The sequence below is a fragment of the Novosphingobium sp. MMS21-SN21R genome (genome assembly GCF_031846015.1).
Classification (GTDB): Bacteria; Pseudomonadota; Alphaproteobacteria; order Sphingomonadales; family Sphingomonadaceae; genus Novosphingobium.
The window spans coordinates 144,108-164,505 of the sequence record NZ_JAVRDU010000003.1; the positions used below are offsets into that span (position 1 = coordinate 144,108).

Annotated in this window: 16 protein-coding genes; 9 read left to right on the top strand and 7 right to left on the bottom strand. The window is 63.3% G+C overall.

Annotation, left to right across the window (positions count from 1 at the left end):
* Positions 1-20: 20 nt before the first annotated feature.
* Complete coding sequence (locus RM192_RS16905; RefSeq protein ID WP_311508807.1) at positions 21-734, top strand: TetR/AcrR family transcriptional regulator; 714 nt, start codon at positions 21-23, stop codon at positions 732-734.
* Here RM192_RS16905 and RM192_RS16910 read toward each other — a convergent pair.
* A complete protein-coding gene (locus tag RM192_RS16910; RefSeq protein ID WP_311508808.1) occupies positions 727-2,295 on the bottom strand; it encodes an NAD(P)/FAD-dependent oxidoreductase in 1,569 nt (522 codons plus the stop codon). The two genes, RM192_RS16905 and RM192_RS16910, sit on opposite strands and share 8 nt — an antisense overlap.
* A 155-nt stretch (positions 2,296-2,450) precedes the next feature.
* On the opposite strand from RM192_RS16910, the gene RM192_RS16915 reads away from it, so the two are divergent.
* The gene (locus RM192_RS16915; protein ID WP_311508809.1) at positions 2,451-3,584 is read left to right on the top strand and encodes a phosphotransferase family protein; all 1,134 of its coding nucleotides are present in this window, start codon (positions 2,451-2,453) and stop codon (positions 3,582-3,584) included.
* Between the two features lie 79 nt (positions 3,585-3,663).
* Here RM192_RS16915 and RM192_RS16920 read toward each other — a convergent pair whose 3' ends face one another.
* Together RM192_RS16920 and RM192_RS16925 are read right to left on the bottom strand one after the other, a co-directional pair.
* Entirely contained in the window at positions 3,664-6,336 is a 2,673-nt protein-coding gene (locus tag RM192_RS16920) for a TonB-dependent receptor (protein ID WP_311508810.1), read from the bottom strand.
* Between the two features lie 423 nt (positions 6,337-6,759).
* Positions 6,760-7,197 (bottom strand): VOC family protein, encoded by a 438-nt coding sequence (locus RM192_RS16925; protein ID WP_311508811.1) that lies wholly within the window; start codon positions 7,195-7,197, stop codon positions 6,760-6,762.
* 137 nt (positions 7,198-7,334) lie between these two features.
* On the opposite strand from RM192_RS16925, the gene RM192_RS16930 reads away from it, so the two are divergent.
* Complete coding sequence (locus RM192_RS16930) at positions 7,335-8,039, top strand: SIMPL domain-containing protein (RefSeq protein ID WP_311509232.1); 705 nt, start codon at positions 7,335-7,337, stop codon at positions 8,037-8,039.
* Between the two features lie 112 nt (positions 8,040-8,151).
* Here the strand turns inward: RM192_RS16930 and RM192_RS16935 are convergent, their stop codons facing one another.
* Positions 8,152-8,895, bottom strand: coding sequence for a TorF family putative porin (locus RM192_RS16935; protein WP_311508812.1), 744 nt, complete (start codon positions 8,893-8,895; stop codon positions 8,152-8,154).
* A gap of 252 nt (positions 8,896-9,147) precedes the next feature.
* On the opposite strand from RM192_RS16935, the gene RM192_RS16940 reads away from it, so the two are divergent.
* Both RM192_RS16940 and RM192_RS16945 read left to right on the top strand, forming a co-directional pair.
* Complete coding sequence (locus RM192_RS16940; protein WP_311508813.1) at positions 9,148-9,942, top strand: metallophosphoesterase; 795 nt, start codon at positions 9,148-9,150, stop codon at positions 9,940-9,942.
* A gap of 337 nt (positions 9,943-10,279) precedes the next feature.
* Entirely contained in the window at positions 10,280-12,796 is a 2,517-nt protein-coding gene (locus tag RM192_RS16945; RefSeq protein ID WP_311508814.1) for a TonB-dependent receptor domain-containing protein, read from the top strand.
* A 68-nt stretch (positions 12,797-12,864) separates the two neighbouring features.
* Here RM192_RS16945 and RM192_RS16950 read toward each other — a convergent pair whose 3' ends face one another.
* A complete protein-coding gene (locus RM192_RS16950) occupies positions 12,865-13,692 on the bottom strand; it encodes an SDR family oxidoreductase (protein WP_311508815.1) in 828 nt (275 codons plus the stop codon).
* A 129-nt stretch (positions 13,693-13,821) separates the two neighbouring features.
* On the opposite strand from RM192_RS16950, the gene RM192_RS16955 reads away from it, so the two are divergent.
* Positions 13,822-14,646 carry an SDR family oxidoreductase gene (locus RM192_RS16955; protein ID WP_311508816.1) on the top strand — a complete coding sequence of 275 codons (825 nt, stop codon included), beginning with the start codon at positions 13,822-13,824 and terminating at the stop codon, positions 14,644-14,646.
* Between the two features lie 24 nt (positions 14,647-14,670).
* Here RM192_RS16955 and RM192_RS16960 read toward each other — a convergent pair whose 3' ends face one another.
* Together RM192_RS16960 and RM192_RS16965 are read right to left on the bottom strand one after the other, a co-directional pair.
* A complete protein-coding gene (locus RM192_RS16960; RefSeq protein WP_311508817.1) occupies positions 14,671-15,738 on the bottom strand; it encodes a phosphotransferase family protein in 1,068 nt (355 codons plus the stop codon).
* Positions 15,739-15,741: 3 nt separating this feature from the next.
* Positions 15,742-16,842, bottom strand: a complete 1,101-nt coding sequence (locus tag RM192_RS16965; protein ID WP_311508818.1) for a CapA family protein — start codon at positions 16,840-16,842, stop codon at positions 15,742-15,744.
* Positions 16,843-16,970: 128 nt separating this feature from the next.
* Here RM192_RS16965 and RM192_RS16970 point away from each other — a divergent pair, with 128 nt between their 5' ends.
* The 3 genes from RM192_RS16970 to RM192_RS16980 are packed head-to-tail and all read left to right on the top strand — an operon-like array spanning position 16,971 to position 20,370.
* The gene (locus RM192_RS16970; protein ID WP_311508819.1) at positions 16,971-17,747 is read left to right on the top strand and encodes an SDR family oxidoreductase; all 777 of its coding nucleotides are present in this window, start codon (positions 16,971-16,973) and stop codon (positions 17,745-17,747) included.
* The gene (locus RM192_RS16975) at positions 17,744-19,990 is read left to right on the top strand and encodes a molybdopterin-dependent oxidoreductase (RefSeq protein WP_311508820.1); all 2,247 of its coding nucleotides are present in this window, start codon (positions 17,744-17,746) and stop codon (positions 19,988-19,990) included. Before RM192_RS16970 ends, RM192_RS16975 begins: the two co-directional genes overlap by 4 nt.
* Positions 19,987-20,370: a DUF4345 family protein gene (locus tag RM192_RS16980; RefSeq protein WP_311508821.1), complete on the top strand. Its 384-nt coding sequence runs from the start codon at positions 19,987-19,989 to the stop codon at positions 20,368-20,370. Before RM192_RS16975 ends, RM192_RS16980 begins: the two co-directional genes overlap by 4 nt.
* Positions 20,371-20,398 lie beyond the last annotated feature (28 nt).

A 20,398-nucleotide genomic window follows, 5' to 3' on the forward strand; every position in this document is an offset into this window, starting at 1 on the left:
TAATTGTCAACAAGGCTGACATGACCAAAGCCGATCCTGCGGACGCGCCCGGCGTCAGGCGGCGGGGCAGGCCGCCCGCCGATGCGGCCAGCGCCGTGCCCGAAGAACGGGTGCTGCACCTTGCCTTCGAAAGCTTTGCCGAATCAGGCTACGAGGGCACAACGGTGCGCGATCTGGCCAAGCGGTTGGGGGTCAGCCACAACCTGCTCAACGTGCGCTTCGGATCGAAGGCGGACCTGTGGCGCAAGGCCGTGGACTGGCGCGTTGCAAAATTCGGCCAGCCAGTGTTCTCGGTGTTCGACCGCAGCGATCTCGATCCCGAAAGCCGGTTGCGGCTGCTCGTACACCGCTTTTGCGGGTGGGCGGCGGAAAACCCCAGCTTCATAAGCATCAGCCATGCCGAAGGACGGCGCAGCACCTGGCGGCTCGATTATCTCGTCGGGCTTTACATCCAACCGTTCAAGCTGAGCCTCGATGCACTGTTCACCGAGGTGCTCGCCACGCGCCCGATGCGCAACATATCCTCGTCCGCGTTCATGGCCGTGCTGGTGCAAGGCGTGGGCTTCTATTTCGCCTCAGCACCGATGCTCGAAGCGCTTGGGGTGGGCGAAGAGGCAACGCCTGAGGCCGTCCCGCAGCGCGTCGCCGAATTCGCCGATACGCTGCTGGCCGGGCTGCTGGGCCCGGCCGCGCAGGTTGTCGCTTCTCAGGCCGAGGTCTTGCCCGTCACTTGATCGTGCGCAAGATGCGCTTGGCGGCGATTTTCCCCGGAAGGCCGGAAATACCGCCGCCCGGATGTGCGCCGGCGCCACCAATGTAGAGGCCGGGCACGGCGGGCTTGGGGCTGCCGAACCCCGTCGCCGGGCGGTTCTGGCCAGCACGGAGCGATCCGAAATCGATATGGGTGACGCAGCCGTTGGTGGCGTTCAGGCGCTTCTCGCGGTCGCGCGCGGTTTCCACGAAGCGGCCCACTTCGGAATCGAAGCCATCGTAGTATTCCGAAATCTGCGCGATCAGATCGCGCATCGTGCGGTCCTTGATCTCCTGACCCCAGCCTTCGCGCGCATCGACTGCCATCGCTGGCACATAGATATAAGCGAGGCCGCCGCCGGGCGTTGCCTGCGACGGGTCGGTGTTGGACAGCGGCGTCACCGAAATCGCGTGTTCCTTCGGAATTTCACCGCGCCGCGCGGCGGCAAAGCTTTCGCGCACCTGCTCGGGCGTGCCGATATAGCCAACCGCCTTGTTCAGGTCCGCCCCATCGTGACGCATGTCCTGATGACGCTTGAGCGTGAGCGGCTTCGACAGCGCCACATTGGCGAGGAACGGCGCGGCGTTGGAGCGGTTCGACGGCGCGTGCTTGATCCGTTCGAGCAGGCGCCGTTCGACCTTGCCGGGCGTGGTCATGGCAAAGGCGGTGCGCGGATCGCAACTGGCGATGACCGCCTTGGCCTTGATCACGCGGCCATCTTCGAGCCGCACGCCGCGCGCCGCGCCATCGTCGATGATGATCTCGGCCACGGGGGCATTGAGCATGATCTTCGCGCCCGATGCCTCAACACTGCTGGCCAGCGCATTGGCAAAGCTTTGCAGGCTGCCGATCGGCTTGCCCGTGCCGAGCCGGTGCAGCGCGGCAAGGATCATGTAGGCAGCGCCGTTGCCGTCATCGTCCACCGGGCCTGCGCCTGCTGCGGTGTTGGTAAGCAGTGCGACGTTGGCGGGGTGTTCGAACCATTCGCTGGCGATCTGGTCGGCAGTGCCCGCAGCCAGAATCTGCAATTCGTTCTTGAGCCGGGCATTGCGGATCAGGCTGAGGCCCAGCTTTCCGGCGTTCTGGAGGTCCGGGCGGCCCGGTTCCGACTTCATGATCGGGAAGCCGATATCCATCAGCGCATTGAGCAGCTCAAGGAACTTGAGGTAGTTCTTGCCGTCCTGCTTGTTGAGTCGGCCCATGTCCTCGGCGGTGCGCTTGGGATCGCGGAACAGGCACACGCTTGCGCCCGAGGGATCGAGATAGGCATAAGTGGGATCGGGATCGACCCAGCGCAGGCCATGCTTTTCAAGTTCCAGTTCCTCGATCAGCCCGCTGCCGCGCACGAACAGCAGCTCGACCGCGCAAGGGGTGACGAGGTGGCTCGGAGCTTCGGGGATCATGTAGCCCGAACTGGTCATGCCGCCGACTTTCGCCATGCGTTCGACCACGATCACGCGCTTTCCGGCGCGGCTCAGATACCCCGCTGCGGCCATGCCGTTGTGCCCTGCGCCAACGATGACGACATCTGCTTCCTCGGTCACTTCAAGCCCTCCACTCGGTGGAATGCGGACATGCGCAAACCAGCCATTGCGTCACCATGGCGACAGACGGATTTTTGGCGCTCCTTCCGGAAGACAGGTCATGGCAAAGGCGTGGCGTCGTCTTGGGGAATCGAATTGTCAGGAGAAGGTGAACGATGTCGGTCAAGCTGGACGCAAAGACGGTCCATGATCGGTTGACCGCGTGGTTGGGCCGCACCAAGCCTTCGTGGCAGGGGCTGACGGTTGCGCCGATGGATGTGGTGCTGGGATCGGGCTTTTCGGCCGAGATCTTCTTTGTCGATGTAGACTATACCGAAGACGGCCAGCACCATCACCGCACACTGGTGGTGCGCCGCCAGCCGCAGACTTTCGAAGTGGTATTTGAAAGCGACCTCAAGCTGCAGGCCAACATGATGGCCGCGCTCGACGCGCGAGGCGATCTGCCGGTGCCGCCCTGGGTGGGCAAGGAAGACGATGCTTCGATCCTTGGCGCGCCGTTTCTGGTGATGGGCCGGGTCGAGGGGCAGGCGGCGACGCAGCGGCCGAACTACAACGTCGAAGGCTGGCTCACGCAGCGCAGCCCGGCCGAGCGCATGGCCCATTTCACCAACGCGCTGACCGCGCTGGCCAAGCTGCACGAAGTCGATTGGCGCGACGGGTTCACCTTCCTCAACCGCCCTGACCGGGGCGCGCCCGGTCTGGAGCAGTATCTCGGCTATCTGGTCGACTGGCATGCAGCACGCGGGCAGGGGCGCAAGCTGCCGATCGTCGATACCGCGATGCAGTGGGTGCTCGAAAACCGTCCCGAGAACACCGATACCTGCGTGCTGTGGGGCGATCCGACACCATCGAACGTGATGTGGCGGCCCGATGGCAGCGTCGCCGCGCTGATCGATTGGGAGCTGGCGGCGCTCGGGCCCCGCGAGCTGGATCTGGCGTGGTGGCTCTATTTCGACGACCTGTTCAGCCGCCGCTTCGGGGTGACCCGTCTCGAAGGCCTGCCCACGCGCGATGAAACCGTGGCAATCTACGAGAAGGCGGCAGGCCGCAAGGTCGGCAATCTCGATTACTACGACGTCGTGGTCGCGCTGCGCATGGCGCTGGTGGCGGTGGGCGCATTCGACCGGCAGGTGTCGCTGGGCAACATCGAAGCCACCAACACCTCTGCCGACAACAATCTGATGACGCTCTACATCGCAGAAAAGCTCGGACTTCCCTTGCCGGAACTCGGCAGCGATTTCCGCGACTTCATGCGCAACCTTACCCCGGTTGAAGAAAAGGCCGACTGAGCCGGCTGTTCGACAAAAGGCCCCCGTGGTTTCCCACGGAGGCCTGAGGCGTCATGCGTAGCGTGTACCGAAACAGCGCTTAGTAGCGCTGGCCCCAGCGGATGCCGAAGAACTGCGGCTTGATGATGAACGTGCGCGACGATCCCGCGCAGAAATCGATCGAGCAGAAGGTGTTCTTGGTCAGTTGCCCGCGCTTGTCGAAGGCGTTCTGGACAAAGACGTCGAAAGTCCAGTTGTCCATCTTGATCCCGGCCGAGAAATCGAAGCTGACGAAGCCGGGGGTATTGCCGTAAAGCGCGTTCTGATCGACGTTCAGATCCTGCGTCGCGCTCGTCTGGTAAAGCGCGGCACCCTGGAAATAGACGTCAGCATCGCCCGACTGGGTATCATAGCGCAGCGAGGTCGTGCCCTTGAATTTGGGCTGGCGCGGCAAGCGCGTGCCATCGGCAGCGGCAACCGACGCGGTCTGGCCATTGGTTCCCGGCACCGGTGTGCCCACGGCGCAAGTGTCGAGCTGCTTGATGGTCAGCGCGGCACGATCGGCAACGAAGTTGCAGAAATCGCCCTTCAGCTTGCCGTCGTTGTAGGCACCCGTCGTGGAGAGCGTGAAAGCCCCAAGCTTGACGTCGGCGTCATACTCTACGCCATAGACCCGCGCCTTGCCGGCATTGCCGGTGTAGCCCGCGCCTTGTGCCCCTGCCACGACAACGCCGTACTGGATGTTGTTCCAGTCTTCGATGTAAACCGAGGCGTTGAAGCGGAACATGTTGTTCCATGTGCCCTTGAAGCCGAGTTCGTAGTTGGTCAGCGTTTCGGACTTGAATGCCGGAGCTGCCACGACGACGCTTGGCTGGGTCGAGGTTGCGCGGATGCGTAGCGGACGGTTGTAGCCACCCGGGCGGAAGCCGGTGGAATAGTTCGCGTAAAGCATCTTGTCAGGCTGGAACTGCCAGTTGACCGCAACCTTGTGCGTCTCGCCCTTTTCACGGTAGCGCCCGATGCTGAGCGGATCGAGGCGGTTGATGTTGCGGCACTGAAGGCGCTCTGCCGGAAGCGGCAGCGGGCAGCCAATCGAGTCGGTCGGCAGGAAGATCGACGGCGCATTCTGGGCCGAGGCCGCGACCCCGGCAAAGCCCGTCACGTCATAGCGCGACCAGAAGTAGCGCAGGCCCCCTGTCAACTTGAGGGTTGGCGTGATGTTGTAATGCCCCTCTCCGAAGACGGCATAGTCCTTCCAGTGGTTGGTCTGTTCGACCAGATAGAAGGCATCGCGCTTTACCGCCGGGGACCCCAGTTCCATCGTTCCGCCCTGGCTGACGGGAATGCCGAAGCCTGCCGGATTGTCGTCGCCGCCACCGGCCACAGTATAGCCGACGATGTTGGCGAGTCCGTGGATGCCGTAGTCACTGTTCGATTCGTTGGTCTGGCGGTGCATGAAGCCACCAATCGTGACGTCGAACGGCCAGGACTTGGGCGTGGTCAGGCGCACTTCCTGGGTGAACTTCTTTTCATTGCGAAGTCCGCTGAAGAACTGGGTCGGGTTGATCAGGCTGTTGCACTTGAGCGAGGCGCCCGAGCCGGTGCAGCCATTCTTGTCGAAGAACTGCAGGTAGCTTTCATAGCCCGCTCCGAAGCCGTCGTAGGTGACTGTGTAGTAGGTGTAATCGTTCAGCAGCTTGGTCTGGCGCTGGTAATAGCCCGTCGCCGAGACAATGTCCCAATCGCCGATGTGGCCGTGAATGCTGAGCGCTGCCTGATAGAATTTGTCGTTCTGCGAGGTCAGGTCGTAGTCGTGGACCTCCAGGTCACCCAGACGCGGATCGAAACCGAAGTAGCCATTGGCGACCTGCTGCTGCGCGCTGATCTGGGGCATGATGTCCCAGCCATCGAACGGCTGCCACAGCACCTGCAAGCGGCCACCGTAACCTTCGATCGTATTATAATCGTCCTTGGCGAGCGCCGAGTTGTCGAGCGTGTATTTGGTGTCGGGATTGTTGTCGCCCAGCGTCAGGACCGAAGGCTTGCCGTCATTGAACCTGCCCTTGTTGGGCGTGTTGTCGATGTAGCCACCGTCGCGGCGGTAAAAGCCCATCGCGCGCACCGCCAGCGTATCGGTAACCGGCACGTTGATGAAGCTCTGGTACTGCCCGCCGAAATCGCCCTTGCCGTACTTGTTGAGCTCGGCGTCATAGCCGAACTCGAACTGGCCAATCTTGGGCTTCTGGGTGATGAAGCGGATCGTGCCGGCGAGCGACCCTGCGCCGTAGAGTGTGCCCTGCGGACCCGAGAGCGCCTCGATGCGCTCAAGGTCATAGGCCTGAATATCAGGGAGGCCGGTGCCGGTGATCGGAATGTCGTCGATATAGTAGCCGACTGATTCACGTCCGCCGCCAGCCGGAACGATACCACGGAAGAACGGCGTGTTGCGGCCGGGTCCGATGCCTGCAAACGTCACGGAAGGCAGTAGCGCGGCAAAGTCGGTAAGGCCCTTGACCTGGCGCTGGCCGAGCACATCTGCGCTCAAAGCCTGCATCGAGATCGGCACCTTCTGGATCGAAGTGGCCGTGCGCGTGGCAGTGACGACGATTTCGCCAAGCCCTGCAGTCTGGTCTTCGGCCTGATCAGGCGCAGGCGCCGGTGCGTCCTGCGGCTCTGCAGCGTAGGCTGCCATCGGCAGCACAAGCGTGGACAGGATCGTGCTGACGCCCAGTGTCTTCATGGCCCGCGACTTGAGCCCCATCTTTTTGTTCATTCGATCTACCCCCTATGCAGAAACCCGGGCTTATCCCGCGCCCTTCCGCATCCGCTCCAAGGTACGTCCGCGCGGCCCGCCATGATGCAATGCAGCATGGTTCTGACCGCCGCGCTGACGGTCGAAATCGCAAGGCAAAGCGTTGCCACTGCCGGAAAGCGTGACCGCCCCCAGCCCCTGTCCGCCGCAGCGGAGCAAGTCTGTCAGTGTTGCATTACCCCATGATCAGGCGCGGTTTCATCGTAGTTCCATGACGCCTGTCCGGGATTGATAATGCTGCAGGGCAACATGGAGTCAACTTCCTTTTTGGAAGTCCGCGCCACCCTTTTGCCAAGGCGCGCAAATCCGCCACGCGCAAACGAATGCGGGCCGCGCCGGGGAGTGACCCGGCACGGCCCGTCAGGCACGTTCGGCGGAAGCGAACTACCAGGTCCCGGTGTTTTCCATGCTCGCCCACGGCTCGGCGGAGGCAAGGCGTCCGTTCTGGAGCAGTTCGATCGAAATGCCGTCGGGCGCCTTGATGAAGGCCATGTGCCCATCGCGCGGAGGACGATAGACGATGTGCCCGGCATCCATCACGCGCTGGCATGTCTCGTAGATGTTGTCGACGCGGTAGGCGAGGTGGCCGAAATTGCGCCCGCCTGCATAGGTTTCGGCAGGCGTGCCGTCTTCGGACGGCCAGTTGTAGGTGAGTTCGACCTCAGCCACGCCTTCTTCGCCCGGCGCGGCAAGGAAGATCAGCGTGAACCGGCCCTGTTCGCTGGTCATGCGGCGCACTTCCTCGACTCCGATCAGCTTGAAGAAGGCAAGGGTGGCGTCCGGGTCGGTAACCCGTATCATGGTGTGGAGGAACTTGGTCACGGGCGTGGGCTTTCGTTCAAAATCGGTTCATCGATGAAATCGCACAGTTCACCGCAAGGCGAGGCCCCTAGGAGAAGACGATGAGCGAGCAGGATAGCGGCAATAATGGCGAGACCCAAGGCCGGTTCCACGGTCTGATGCCGCGCAGTGCAACCGGGCTGCTCCCGGTCGGCGTGCTCACGCTCGGGCTGGTGCTGGGCGGGTGGTTCATCGGTGACGGATTCCGCCGCGCCAAGGAAGCCGACCGTGCGGTGACCGTGCGCGGCCTTGCCGAGCGCGAAGTGACCGCCGACCTTGCCACGTGGACGCTCGCCTATTCGGCCACCGCGCCCGACATGGCAACCGCGCAAGCCAGTGTCGACCGCGACAGCCAGTCGATCAGAGCGTTCTTCGGCGAACTGGGCTTTCCCGCCGAGGCGCTGCAGCCGACCGGCGTCAACGTGCAGAGCTTCAACAACAACGGCGTGGTCAGCTTCACCGTGCGCCAGCGCATGACGTTGCGCACAACCGACATCGACCGCGCGCAGAAGGCAGTAAAGCGCCAGTTCGATCTGGTCCGGCGCGGCGTGATGCTCGAGGAAGGCTCGGGCATGGCCTATACCTTCACCAAGCTCAACACGATCAAGCCCGAGATGGTCGCCGCCGCCACGAAGGATGCGCGCTCGGCCGCCGAGCAGTTCGCGCGTGACAGCGGATCATCGGTCAATGGCATCAAGAACGCCACGCAAGGTTATTTCGAGATCACCGCGCGCGACGGCGATGGCGGCGGGGGCTGGGGTGTGTCGGACACGCCCTACAAGAAGGTCCGCGTGGTCACGACGATCGACTTCTACTTGCGGTAAGTCTGTGATCCAGTTCCGGGATTTGGGTTAGCACAGCAAAAGGCCCGCACTGCTTGCGCAGCGCGGGCCTCCCGCGTCAACCGGTCCCGTCGGACCGGGAGAACCAGTCAGATCAGAACGAGAGCTTGATCGTGCCGACGACGGCATCGTTCGAGAAGCTGTCGATCGAAGCGCCGTCAACGCCGACATAGCTGACGCCGAGCGAGAGCTTGTCGGTGATGTTGTAGGTAGCGCCGACATTATAGTCGAAGCCGCCGTCGGTGCTGACGCCGGTCAGCAGCTTGGGCGAAAGCGCGCCATCGGTGTAGCCGAGGTGTGCAGAAACCGAGATCGGGGTTTCAGGGATGCCGGCCGACAGATCGGTGTAGACATAGAGATTGTCGTCACCGCCGAGCGAATCCTGCTTCCAGGCATAGGCAGCGCCAACCTTGACGGTGGCGGGGCCGACTGCGGCGGAAAGCGAGGCGTATGGCTCATAGACGTTGGCATCGCCGACGTTGCCGTTGGGGTACACGTAGTACAGCAGCCCGCCGTCGAAGGTCAGGCCCGGGGTCACTTCACCGGTCCAGCCAGCATAGACGTCGAGTTCGGTGCTGCCGTAAACGGGCGAATCTTCAAGGCTGGAAGCCCATGCACCGACATAGAAACCGCTCGAGTGGCTGACGCCGATCGAACCCTGGATGGCGAAATCGCCGCCCGAGAGCGAGAGGCCGCGGAAGCGGTAGTCAGTCACGGCAGCAACATTGCCGGTGACAGTGATGTCGCTTGCGGCTTCTTCCTGTGCCAGGGCCGGAGTGGCAGCCATGCCGGCAGCAAGAAGGGTCGAGGCCAGAAGGGCCTTGATGGACGTACGCATGACAAAATCCTTTTGTTGTTCTTGACGCGCTCGTCCCACCTGCGCTGACCCTGCCGCTCTCATATCCTGGAACCGCTTGGGATCTGCGAGACGGAAAATGCAGCCTCATGCTGCAACGCACAAGTCGTTTGTTTCCCATGTGTGTCTGATTGATTGCCATTTGTGTCTTTTGCGCACCACCTTGCGCAACGACCCACGCCAAGTGTTGCAACCGGCACAAGCGGACGCCATATCCAGGTCTATCGAGGGTCCATGCTTACCAAATTCCGCTCCCTGTTCAGCAAAGCCGAACCCCTGCCAAACGCGCCCGAAGCGAGCGTGCCTGCGGGCCAGCGCGTCTATGCCATTGGCGATATTCACGGACGGCTCGACCTGTTCGACCTTCTGCTGGACGCAATCCACAAAGACTCAGCTGCGCGTGGGCCGGCCGATACATGGCTGGTCCTGCTGGGCGATCTGGTCGATCGTGGGCCGGACAGCCGGGGTGTGGTCGAGCGCGCCATGCAGCTGGCAGAAGGCGGAAAGCTGCGCGTGCTCGCTGGCAACCACGAGGAAATGCTGCTTGGCAGCATGACGGACAAGGAAACGCTGCGCCACTTCCTGCGCCATGGCGGCAAGGAAACGCTGTTCAGCTACGGCCTGACGTTCGAAGAGTACAGCGCATCGAATCTCGAGAGCCTGCACGCGCGCGTGGCTGACCTGATTCCTCGCAGCCATGTCGAATTCATGCGCGGCATGGAGAACCAGATCGAGTTTGGCGAGTACCTGTTCGTCCACGCCGGGATCCGGCCGGGCGTGCCGCTGCACCAGCAGATCGTGCCCGACTTGCGCTGGATCCGGCGAGAGTTCCTCGACCATGCCGAGCCGCACAGCCATGTGGTGATCCACGGCCATACCATCACCGATGACCCCGTCGTACGGCCCAATCGCATCGGTATCGATACCGGGGCCTTTTCTTCGGGACGGTTGACCGCAATCGGGCTGGAAAGCGGGGACCGCTGGTTCCTTTCCGCAACGATTTCGCCCGATGAGCAGGCCGCCGCCTGATCTCTGATTGCTTGCACTGCAGCAATAATTATTCGCTGTTGCGGCAAGGCAACGAATTTCCATTCATTGCCATATATCATGGCCTTGGCGAATTTTTATGCTTTCTGGTGATACCAGACGGCAATTCTGTTGCGCATCCGCAATCGGCTCCGTCACCCCATCGAAACATCGTCATTCCGGTGTCATCTGGAACCGGTTTTGAGGCCCCGCACGGACGGCTAAGGCCGCCCGCGACGGTCGGAGCACGGGTGATTCCCGCGTAACCGCCCGCAATTCGGTCGCGGGGCCAGCCCCGTGAACAAAACCGCGCCTCAGCGCGCACGAATGGGGTCATACAATGCAGATGAAGTTCCTGATCGCCGCATCGACGATTGCCCTTGGCAGCGCCGGATTTGCAGGCGCAGCCCATGCCCAGTCGACCGGTTCGGTCGATGTCGAAGAAGCCATCGTCGTCACCGGCGCGCGCGGTGAAGCTGCCGTCAACGGTTTCAAGTCGCCCGAAACGCCCAAGGCCAAGGCCGTGCTCACGCAGGAACTGGTCTCGCGTCAGAACCCCGGCAAGGCAATCTTCGACACGATCAACATCGTCCCCGGCGTCAACTTCACCAGCACCGACCCTTATGGCGCGGCTGGCGGCAACTTGCGCATCCGCGGTTTCGACGGTGCGCGCATCTCAGCCACGTTCGACGGCGTTCAGGTCAACGATTCGGGCAACTACTCGCTCTACACCAACCAGCAGCTTGATTCGGAACTGATCGAGCAGGTAAACATCAACTTCGGCGCGACCGACGTCGACAGCCCGACCGCCAGCGCCGCAGGCGGCACGGTGAACTACCGCACGCGCCTGCCCAAGGAAGAGATCGGCGCCGCGCTCAACTATTCGCACGGCACGTTCGATTACAATCGCGTGTTCGGCGTGATCGACACCGGCATCTTCACCCCGTTCGGCACGCGCGCATTCTTCTCGGCGAGCGACACGAAGTACGACCAGTTCCGCGGCCCCGGCCAGATCCACAAGACGCAGTACAACGCCCGCGTCTATCAGCCGATCGGCGACAATGGCGATTTCGTCAGCCTGGCTGGCCACTACAACGAGAACCGTAACAACTTCTATCGCCGCGTCGGCCTGAACGACATGCGCACGCTGCTCGGCACCGCAACCATCCCTGCCGCTGCCGGGATCACGCCAGCCAGCCCGCTCGACCTCGGCAACCTGACCGATGCCCAGCAGGACACGATCTTCAATTTCAACAACGATGCCACCTGCACGCTGCCGAGCGCATCGGGCGGGTCAGGGCGCCAGTCGGACACGGCTTCGTGCTCGGCCTACTACAACACCGCGATCAACCCATCGAACACGGGCAACATCCGCTTCAACTCGCGCGCGATGCTCAGTGAAAAGCTGATCGCAACGCTCGATGCCAGCTACCAGTACACCCTCGCCAATGGTGGCGGCACTTCGGTATTCGCAGAATCGGATGCGAACCGCTCGCTGTCGGGCGTCTACAACCGCCAGGGCACCCGCATCGGCGCAGTCGATATCAATGGCGATGGCGACACCAGCGATCTGGTCCGCCTGCTGTTCCCCTCGAACACCCGCACGCACCGTTTCGGCGCCACGCTCTCTCTGCGCTATGAGCTGAGCCCCGAAAACACGATCCGTCTCGCCTATACCTGGGATCGCGCCAAGCACCGCCAGACCGGCGAAGCCAGCCTGCTTTCGGCCAGTGGCGATCCGATCAGCGTGTTCGGCGGCATCGACGACGACGCCTCTGCAGTGAAGGATTCAGCCGGAAACGTGCTGCAGAAGCGCAACCGTCTGTCCTACGCGATCCTGCATCAGGTGGCGGGCGAATACATCGGCAAGTACTTCGACGATACGCTGACCATTCAGGCCGGGGTGCGCGCGCCGTTCTTCCGCCGCAACCTGACCAACAACTGCTGGACGATCCCCGGCAGCTCGAACGACGCTTATTGCACGTCCGAAAGCGCTGCGGTCGTAGCGGTCAAGTACCCCACGTATGCCGCGCCTTATGCCGAGCGCAAGGTTGCCTACAACGCGGTCCTGCCTAGCGCAGGCTTCGTCTACAAGTTCGCGCCTTCTGCCAGCGTGTTCGGTAACTTCAGCCAGGGCTTCTCGGCTCCGCGCACGGATAACCTCTATGGGTTCGACGGCGTGAAGATCCAGCCGACGACGCTGGTCAAGCCCGAGCGCACCAACAGCTTCGACCTTGGTGCGCGCTATTCCAGCCGCGTCGTCCAGGCTCAGGCAAGCGCATGGTACATCGGCTACAAGGACCGCATCATCTCGAGCCAGGTGCTGCTGGACGATGGCAGCACGCTCAACCTCGACCGCAACGTCGGGCGCGTGCGCAGCTACGGTTTCGATGCCAGCATCGCGGTGCGTCCGTCGGACATGATCTCGCTCTACACCTTCGGTTCGTACACCAATGCGAAGCTGCGCGACGACGTACTGTCGCCGACCGGCACCGTGCTTTCGCCCACCAGCGGCAAGTTCGTGGCCGAAACCCCGAAGTGGCAGGTCGGTGGCCGCGTCCAGTTCGATTACGAGCCGGTTTCGGTCGGCGCGCAGGTCAAGTATGTGGGCGACCGCTTCCTGACCGACATCAACGACGTGATCGCGCCGTCCTACACCACGGTCGATCTCGACGCGCGGTTCAACCTCGGCAAGGTCAACGACAAGGGCGGGATCTACCTTCAGCTCAACGTCATCAACCTGTTCGACCAGTTCTATATCGGCAACCTGTCAACACAGGCCGCTGCATCGAACAACCCGCAGGTCGAATTCGGTTCGCCGCGCACGGTCGTCGGCTCGATCCACTTCGAGTTCTGATCGCCCGCAAAGGGACCGCAAGACAGGGCGCGGGAGGGGAAACCTTCCCGCGCCTTTTTTTGGATCATCTAGAGCTGGTTGCTGCCCGCTTCCGCGAACAGCCGCTGGAAATCGACCATGCTGGCCTGATGCGCGGTGAAGCCGCCATCGACCGGAATCAGCGCGCCGTTGATGAAGCGCGAGTCGTCCGAAGCGAGGAACGCCACGACGTTGGCGATATCGCGCGGAGAGCCAAGTTCGGGGTTGAGATGGTGCGAAAGCAGCACGTCCTTGACCACTTGCGGGGTAGATTCAATCGCGTTTTCGCTGAGCACGAAGCCGATCGCGATCACGTTCGAGCGCACGCCCTGCTTGCCGTACTGAGTGGCGATGAAGCGCCCGAGGTTGATCAGCGCCGCCTTGGACGCGCCATAGGCCGTCAGCGTCATTTCACCCAGCAGGCCGAAACCCGAGGCCGAATGGATGATCGATCCGCCGCCGCCCGCGATCATCGTCGGCAGCACATGCTTGCACAGCAGCATCGGCCCGCGCGCGTTGACGGCAAAGGCCTTGTCCCAGGCATCGGCGGGCAGGTTGATCACATCGAGATCGCGCGCGCGCTGTTCGTTGGTCTGGAATGCGGCGTTGTTGTGAACGATGTCGATGCGGCCATGGCGGGCAGCAATTTCGCCCACCGCGCGGGCAATGTCGTCCTCGTCGGTCAGATCGAATACCGACGCCTCGGCGCGGTAGCCTTGGGCGCGCAGAGCGGCGGCGGTTTCTTCGACGCGGTCGGCCATGATATCGTTCAGGATTACCGTCGCGCCCCGGTCCGCGAGCACGGCGGCAACTTCGGCGCCAATGCCTTGCCCCGCACCAGTGATAATGGCGACGCGGTCGCTGAGGGGCTTGGTCATGTTTCTCTCCCGAATTCTTGTGACGCACAGAGAATGTGTCCGCCAAGCCCGGCACCTATAAGACGATAGGCTCGCTTGCGCGCGAAGCGATGAAAGTCTCGGGCCATAAAATCAGGAAGAGAGATGCACATGGGCGTTCTGGACGGAAAAGTGGCAATCGTGACCGGGGCCGGTTCGGGCATCGGTGCCGAAATTGCGCATGAACTCGCGCGGCAGGGGGCCAGCGTGCTGGTCGCTGCCAGCCGGGCCGAAAGCGCAGCGGGCACAACGCAATCGATCCGCGATGCAGGCGGGCAAGTCGAATCGGCATTCGGCGATCTGGCCGACCCTGCCACGGCGCAAGTCCTGGTCGATGCTGCCGTTGCCGCATTCGGCGGGGTGGATATCCTGATCAACAACGCCGCCGTGACCGATGCCGCCACTTTGGCGAAAGACGCCAACATTGCCGACATGGACGCGGCCACGTGGGAGCGCACACTGCGCGTCAACACGATTGCGCCTGCGCTGCTGTGCAAGGCCGCGATCCCGCACATGATCGCGCGCGGCGGCGGCTCCATCGTGATGGTGGCATCGGGACGCGGCGTTCAGGGCGATCTGGGGATGCCCGCCTATGGCGCGTCCAAGGCGGCACTAATCAACCTCGCGCTCAATGTTGCGACGCAGTATGGCAAACAGGGCATTCGTGCCAATTCGGTGGTCGTGGGCATGGTGATGACCCCGCCGCTCGCCGCATCGATCAGCCCCGAAATGATCGAGCTGTTCACCGCGCACCACCTGACGCCCTATGTCGCCGATCCGCAGGACATTGCCGGGCCGGTCGCGTTCCTCGCTTCCGACACCGCGCGGTTCATTACCGGAGCGACCGTAGCCGTCGATGGCGGGATGACTTCACACGCCGCGCCGTTTGCCGATGTGATGAAGCTGTCTTCGGCGGGGATGCTCAAGCAGGATTGACCCTTGGGCGGGGCGCTGGTTCAATCAGCGCCCCGCTTCGAATTCGCCAAGATAGTGCGCCAGCCTGCTCACTAGAAAATCGGGCAGGGCGGCAGGCGCGCCCATGTCCTTGTCGTTGCCGTAATTGCGGACCGACAGGATCAGGATCTTCAACGCGGCCACCGCCATGTAGTAGCTGAAATGCGGCATGGGCCGGCCATAGATCCGCTCGAATCCCGCAACCGCTTCGGCGCCGCGCGGCAGGCCATCGATGCGCGGCACGCCGAAGTTTTCGCTGAACACCTCGTCCAGATAGACCCAGTGCGCCAGATCGACCTCTGCGGGGCCCAGCGTCGCCACCTCGAAATCGAACAGCGCGGCAACCTCGACGCCCTGCGCCTGGTACATCGTATTGCCGAGCCGCGCATCGTTCCACACCAGTCCTGACCGGGCAGCGGCTGGTGCATGGTCTTTCAGTGTGGCAAGCGCGCTGGCAATGACCGGGAAAGACTGGCCATTTCGCGCCCAGTCAAACCACTTTCCGACGAACCGGTCGAGATAGAACACCGCGTCGGGCGCCCTGCGCGTCCCGTCGGCCAGGAACGAAAAGCAACGCCAGTCGATCCGGTGCAGCCGCGCCATTTCCTCGATGCCGTTCCACCAGCAGCGTGTACGATCGGCGGTGGAAAGCTCGGCCACCCAGCCTTCCTGATGATAGCTCGGGAAGTCGGGCGGGACCCGCCCGTCGATCCGGTCCATCAGAAAGAACGGCGCGCCAAGCACCGCCGGATCGCTCTCGGCAAAGTCGATATTGGGAACTTTGACCGAAGAATTGGCGGCAATCGCGCGCATTACCCGGTATTGGTGGAACACGTCCGCCAGCATAGGCACCGCCACATCGCGCTGGATGCGGGCGACGAGGCGGCGCTCCGTGAGCGTGCCCTGCTCATCCCAACGTGCGGTGAACAGGATGGTCCGGCTGGAAAATCCCTGCGCCGGTTCCGCTGCATCGGTGATGGTGACGAGAGGCGAACCGGGCAGTCGTGCCGAAAGCCAGGGGCCAAGGCTCTGCGCCACATCTTCGGTGCGAATGGCGGGGGCGGTGTATGTCATCGCTCAGCCCAGCACGATCCGGCCGGTTGCATCCATCGCGCCGTTAAGCTTTGCAGCGGCGGTGCGCTCGGCCACCACGCCAAGGATCGCGTCATAGTGCGGCTCGCCCGGATTCAGAATCTGGGGGCGTCCGCTGCTACCGAGATAGACCGGCACGATCTGCACCCCGGTGATCGCGCCATCGGCGATCGTCACCGATGCGCCAAGACCCCGGCTTGTTTCATCGAGCAGCGGCGCGGAAATACCCGAGGGCGTCTCGTCGCGCGACCACGGCGAGATCATTGCGAACTTGCCCATGCAATAGAGGATCGCCTTGCCGCGATAGACTTCGAAGCCCTTGATCGGCAGCGGTCCCTGGCTGACGATCAGGTCGACGCCTGCATCGATGAACGCGCGCGCCGCCTCGCGCTGGTAGTCGGCAATCGCGGATTCGTGCTCCAGAATGCCCCAGTGGCAGCTCAGCACCACCACATCGACCTGCGCTTTCAAGGCGGTGATGCTCTCGATCATCGCGGCCAGATCATCGCGGTTGACCAGCGTGCGCGTGTCGGGTTCCACCCCCCAATCGTGCCAGCTGTTGTTCTCGGCATAAGTATGGCGCCGCAGTGGGACGATCCCCGGCGTGCGCCGCCCGGCATGGGCACCGGGCAGGAAGCCCGACGTGCAGGCGAGGAAGCCGATCTTGTGGCCATTACGCTCGACGATGGCAGGTTCGCGCGCGCTGGCGATGTTATCCCCGCCGCCGACATGGGCGATGCCCGCTTCATTCAGTAGCGCCATCGTGCGCAGGAATGCGCGATAACCGCCGTGCATGGTGTGGTTGTTGGCCACCGACATCACATCGAACCCTGCCGCGCCCATCATCGCGATGCTTTCGGGCGCGCCCGGCGCGAACAGGTCGCCAAGCTCGAAATCGTCGTTGATGTGCGCTTCGACCGGGTGGGTGTCGCCCGCCTCCTCGGCATAGGGCCATTCGCAATTGCCGAAAGTCACATCCGCGCCAGACAGCACCGGGGTTACCGCCGTGAACAGGTCCGCCGGGGGTTCGCGCGTCATCAGTTGCAGGTCACCCACTGCAAACAGGCTCAAAGTTCCGCTGGCCATCGCGCTGTTCCTCTTGATCTTGCGGCGATGCTGACCGGCGCAATTGCCGCCTGCCCCTATCCACTGGCCGGTTGCCCGCCTGCACAGCGCATTATTGCTGGACGGCACAAGAACGTGAGGGACAGGATATGGCCGGACGCTTTGCAGGGAAGGTCGCACTCGTCACGGCAGGCGCGGACGGCATCGGCGCAGCCACCGCGCGCGCCTTTGCCAGCGAAGGGGCGTCGGTCGTCCTCGCGGACATCAATGATGCACTGGGCGAGGAGCGCGCCGAAGCCTTGCGCGCGGAAGGTTTCCAGGCGCGCTACATCCACGCCGACGCGACCGACGAGGCGCAAGTCGCTGCGATGGTGCGCTACACGGTCGAACAGTTCGGAGCCTTGCATCTTGCAGCCAATGTGGTGGGCGATGCCCATCCCGATTCCGCAGGGCCTGACTTCCACAACCAGCCGGTCGAGGCCTTCGACCACACCATCACGATGTGCCTGCGCACCACGTTCCTGTGCATGAAGCACGAGATCGCGCACATGGTGGAAAACGGCGGCGGCGCGATCTGCAATGTGACCTCGCTCGCGGGCATGATCCACAACGGCTTCGGCGGCGCAGGATACGGCGCGGGCAAGGCCGCTGTGATCCGGCTGACAAAGTTTGCGGCGGTCAGCTATGCGGATCGCGGCATCCGCGTGAACTGCATCGCGCCCGGCGTCACGCCCACGAGGGCCTATTACAAGTTCGGCGATGACTACGCCAAGGTACTGATCGACGAACAGGTCGTGTTCCAGCCGATCAAGCGCGCCATCGGCTGCGATGAACAGGCCGCCGGGATCATCTGGCTGTGCTCGGATGAGGCGGCGATGGTCACCGGTCATAACTTGCCGATCGATGGCGGGTGGACGGCACAATGAGGACTTCGGCGATGCTTGAGGACAGCTTGCACCAGCGTACCTGCCCCTTGTGCGAAGGGATGTGCGGGGTCACTGTGGCGGTCGAAGGCGGGAAGGTGGCCACCGTCCGCCCCAACCGGCAGGATGTGTGGAGCCGCGGCCATATCTGCCCCAAGGGCACCACGCTTGGCGCGCTGCACGATGATCCCGACCGGCTGCGCACGGCAATGGTGCGCGATGGCTCCGAGTGGAAATCCGCCTCATGGGACGCAGCGCTGGAACGGCTGGAGGAACTGGCGCAAGGCGTTCGTGATCGCCACGGCCCGCACGCCTTTGCGGCCTATGGCGGCAACATGGCGGGCAAGGACGCCACGCTCTCGCGCTATTCCGGACTGATGCTGGCAACATCTGGCATCCAGCAGGTCTATTCGTCTGGCACAGTCGATCAGCACCCCAAGAACCTTTCGGCGATGCTGATGTTCGGCAACGAATGGAAAATCCCCATTCCCGATCTCGACAATACCGACCTGTTCGTGATTTTCGGCGGCAATCCGGCGGCGTCCAAGGGCAGCATCTTCTCGCACCGCGACGTGATGGGCGCGATGCGCGATCTGCGCGCGCGCGGCGGCCGGGTGATCGTGATCGATCCGGTCCGCACCAGAACCGCGCAGGCGGCGGACCAGTGGATCGGCCTCAAGCCCGGCACCGACGCGGCGTTCATGCTGGGCGTCGCCCATGTCCTGTTTGCCCGCGACGCTGTGCGGCTGCGCCATCTTGATGGCTTGGTCGAGGGGCTGGCACCTTTGCGCGATGTCGCCGCCGAATTCAGCCCGCAAGCCGTTGCGCCGTTCTGCGGGATCGAGGCTGCGGTAATCGAGGGCCTTGCGGACGAATTGATCCGCACCGACCGCTCCGCGATCTATGGCCGCATCGGCACCTGCACGCAAAGCTTCGGCACGCTGGCATCCTGGATGGTCGATGTTCTGGCAATCCTGACCGGTAATCTCGATCGGCGTGGCGGCTCGATGTGGAGCCGTCCGGTTGCGTCACTGGTGGATATGCTGGCGACGCTTCCGGCGGGAATGCCGGTGGTTATGGGCAAGAGCCGGGTGCGCGGCGTGCCTGCCGTCCTCGGGCAATTCCCTGCGTCGTGCATGGCAGAGGAGATCAGCGAACCCGGCCCCGGACAGATCAAGGGGCTGGTGACTTTCGCCGCCAATCCGGTGCTCAGCGCGCCCGATTCCGGAAAGCTGGCGCAGGCCCTGCCGCTGCTCGAATGCATGGTCAGCCTTGATAATTACATCAACGAAACCACGCGCCATGCCCATGTGATCCTGCCTAGTCCGTCTTTCCTCGAAAGCGCGCACTTCGATATGTGGTCGTGGATTTTCTGCCTGACCAGTGGCGGCCACTATTCGCCGCCGGTGGTCCCGTTGACGGACCGGCCCGAGCACTGGCGCATTGTCGCCCGCGTCGGCGCGATCATTGGCGGGCAGCCTCGCGCCGATGTCGATGCGTTGGACGACGGCTATTTCCGCGCACTTGCAGCGGGCAGGGGGATCGATCCCGAGACCGCGATTGCCGCACTGCCGGAGCGCGGCCCCGCACGCATTCTCGACCTTGCCATCCGCGCAGGGCCATTCGGCGACCGGTTCGGCGCAGTGGAGGGCGGCTTGACCCTCGCCAGCTTTGAAGGTCAGCCCGACGGCGTGATCATCGGCCCGGCGATCCCGCGCGCGGACGAAGGCTTCGAAACCGCATCGGGCAAGATCGAAATCGCCCCGGCGCTTATCCTGTCAGACATTCCCCGGCTCAGGCAGGCGATGACCGAAACCGGTCCTGCGCTCGTTCTGGTCAGTCGTCGCCATCTGCGCTCGATGAACAGCTGGATGCACAATGTGGATACGCTGGTGAAGGGCAGGGACCGCTGCACCCTGCAGATGCACAGCGCCGATGCGCAGGCGCGCGGCCTGAACGGCGGCGATCTGGTCGCGGTAACCTCTGCCTCGGGCACCATCGACGTGGCGCTGGAGATCGACGACGATATCCGCCCCGGCGTCGTCTCGATGCCCCACGGCTGGGGCCATGCCGATCCGCAGACGCAGATCGCGGTGGCCCGCGCGCACCCAGGCGCGAACACCAACGTGCTCAGCCCCGGCACGCTGGTCGATGCCATTTCGGGCAATGCCGTGCTCAACGGCATCGCGGTCGAAGTGCGCATGGCGACCAGGCAAGCAACCCAACGCATCGGAGAAATCGCATGAGCAAGCTTCTGGGTGGATTGTCCGGCCTGATCGGCATCGCGCTGATCGCTTTCGGTGTTTACGCCATCTACGCCACGACCACGGTCACGACCATGACCGGCCTTGCGCCTCAGGGCGTTGCCGGGATGAACGAAGCGCGTTCGATCTATGCCGGTTCGTTCTGGGCGATGGGGGCGCTCATCCTTTATGCACTGACCAATGCCCGCGCGCGGCAGCCGGTGCTGATGGCCGTCGGTGTGGTCTTCGCAGGCTTCGTCGCAGGCCGGATCGTGTCTATCGTGATCGATGGATATGATCCGCTGTTGACCGCATCGATTGTCTCGGAAGTTGTCGCTGCGATCATCCTGCTCGCTGCCAGCCGTGCACCATCCCCGGCTTGAAGGCCCTGATCCGGCGTTAAACTCTTCG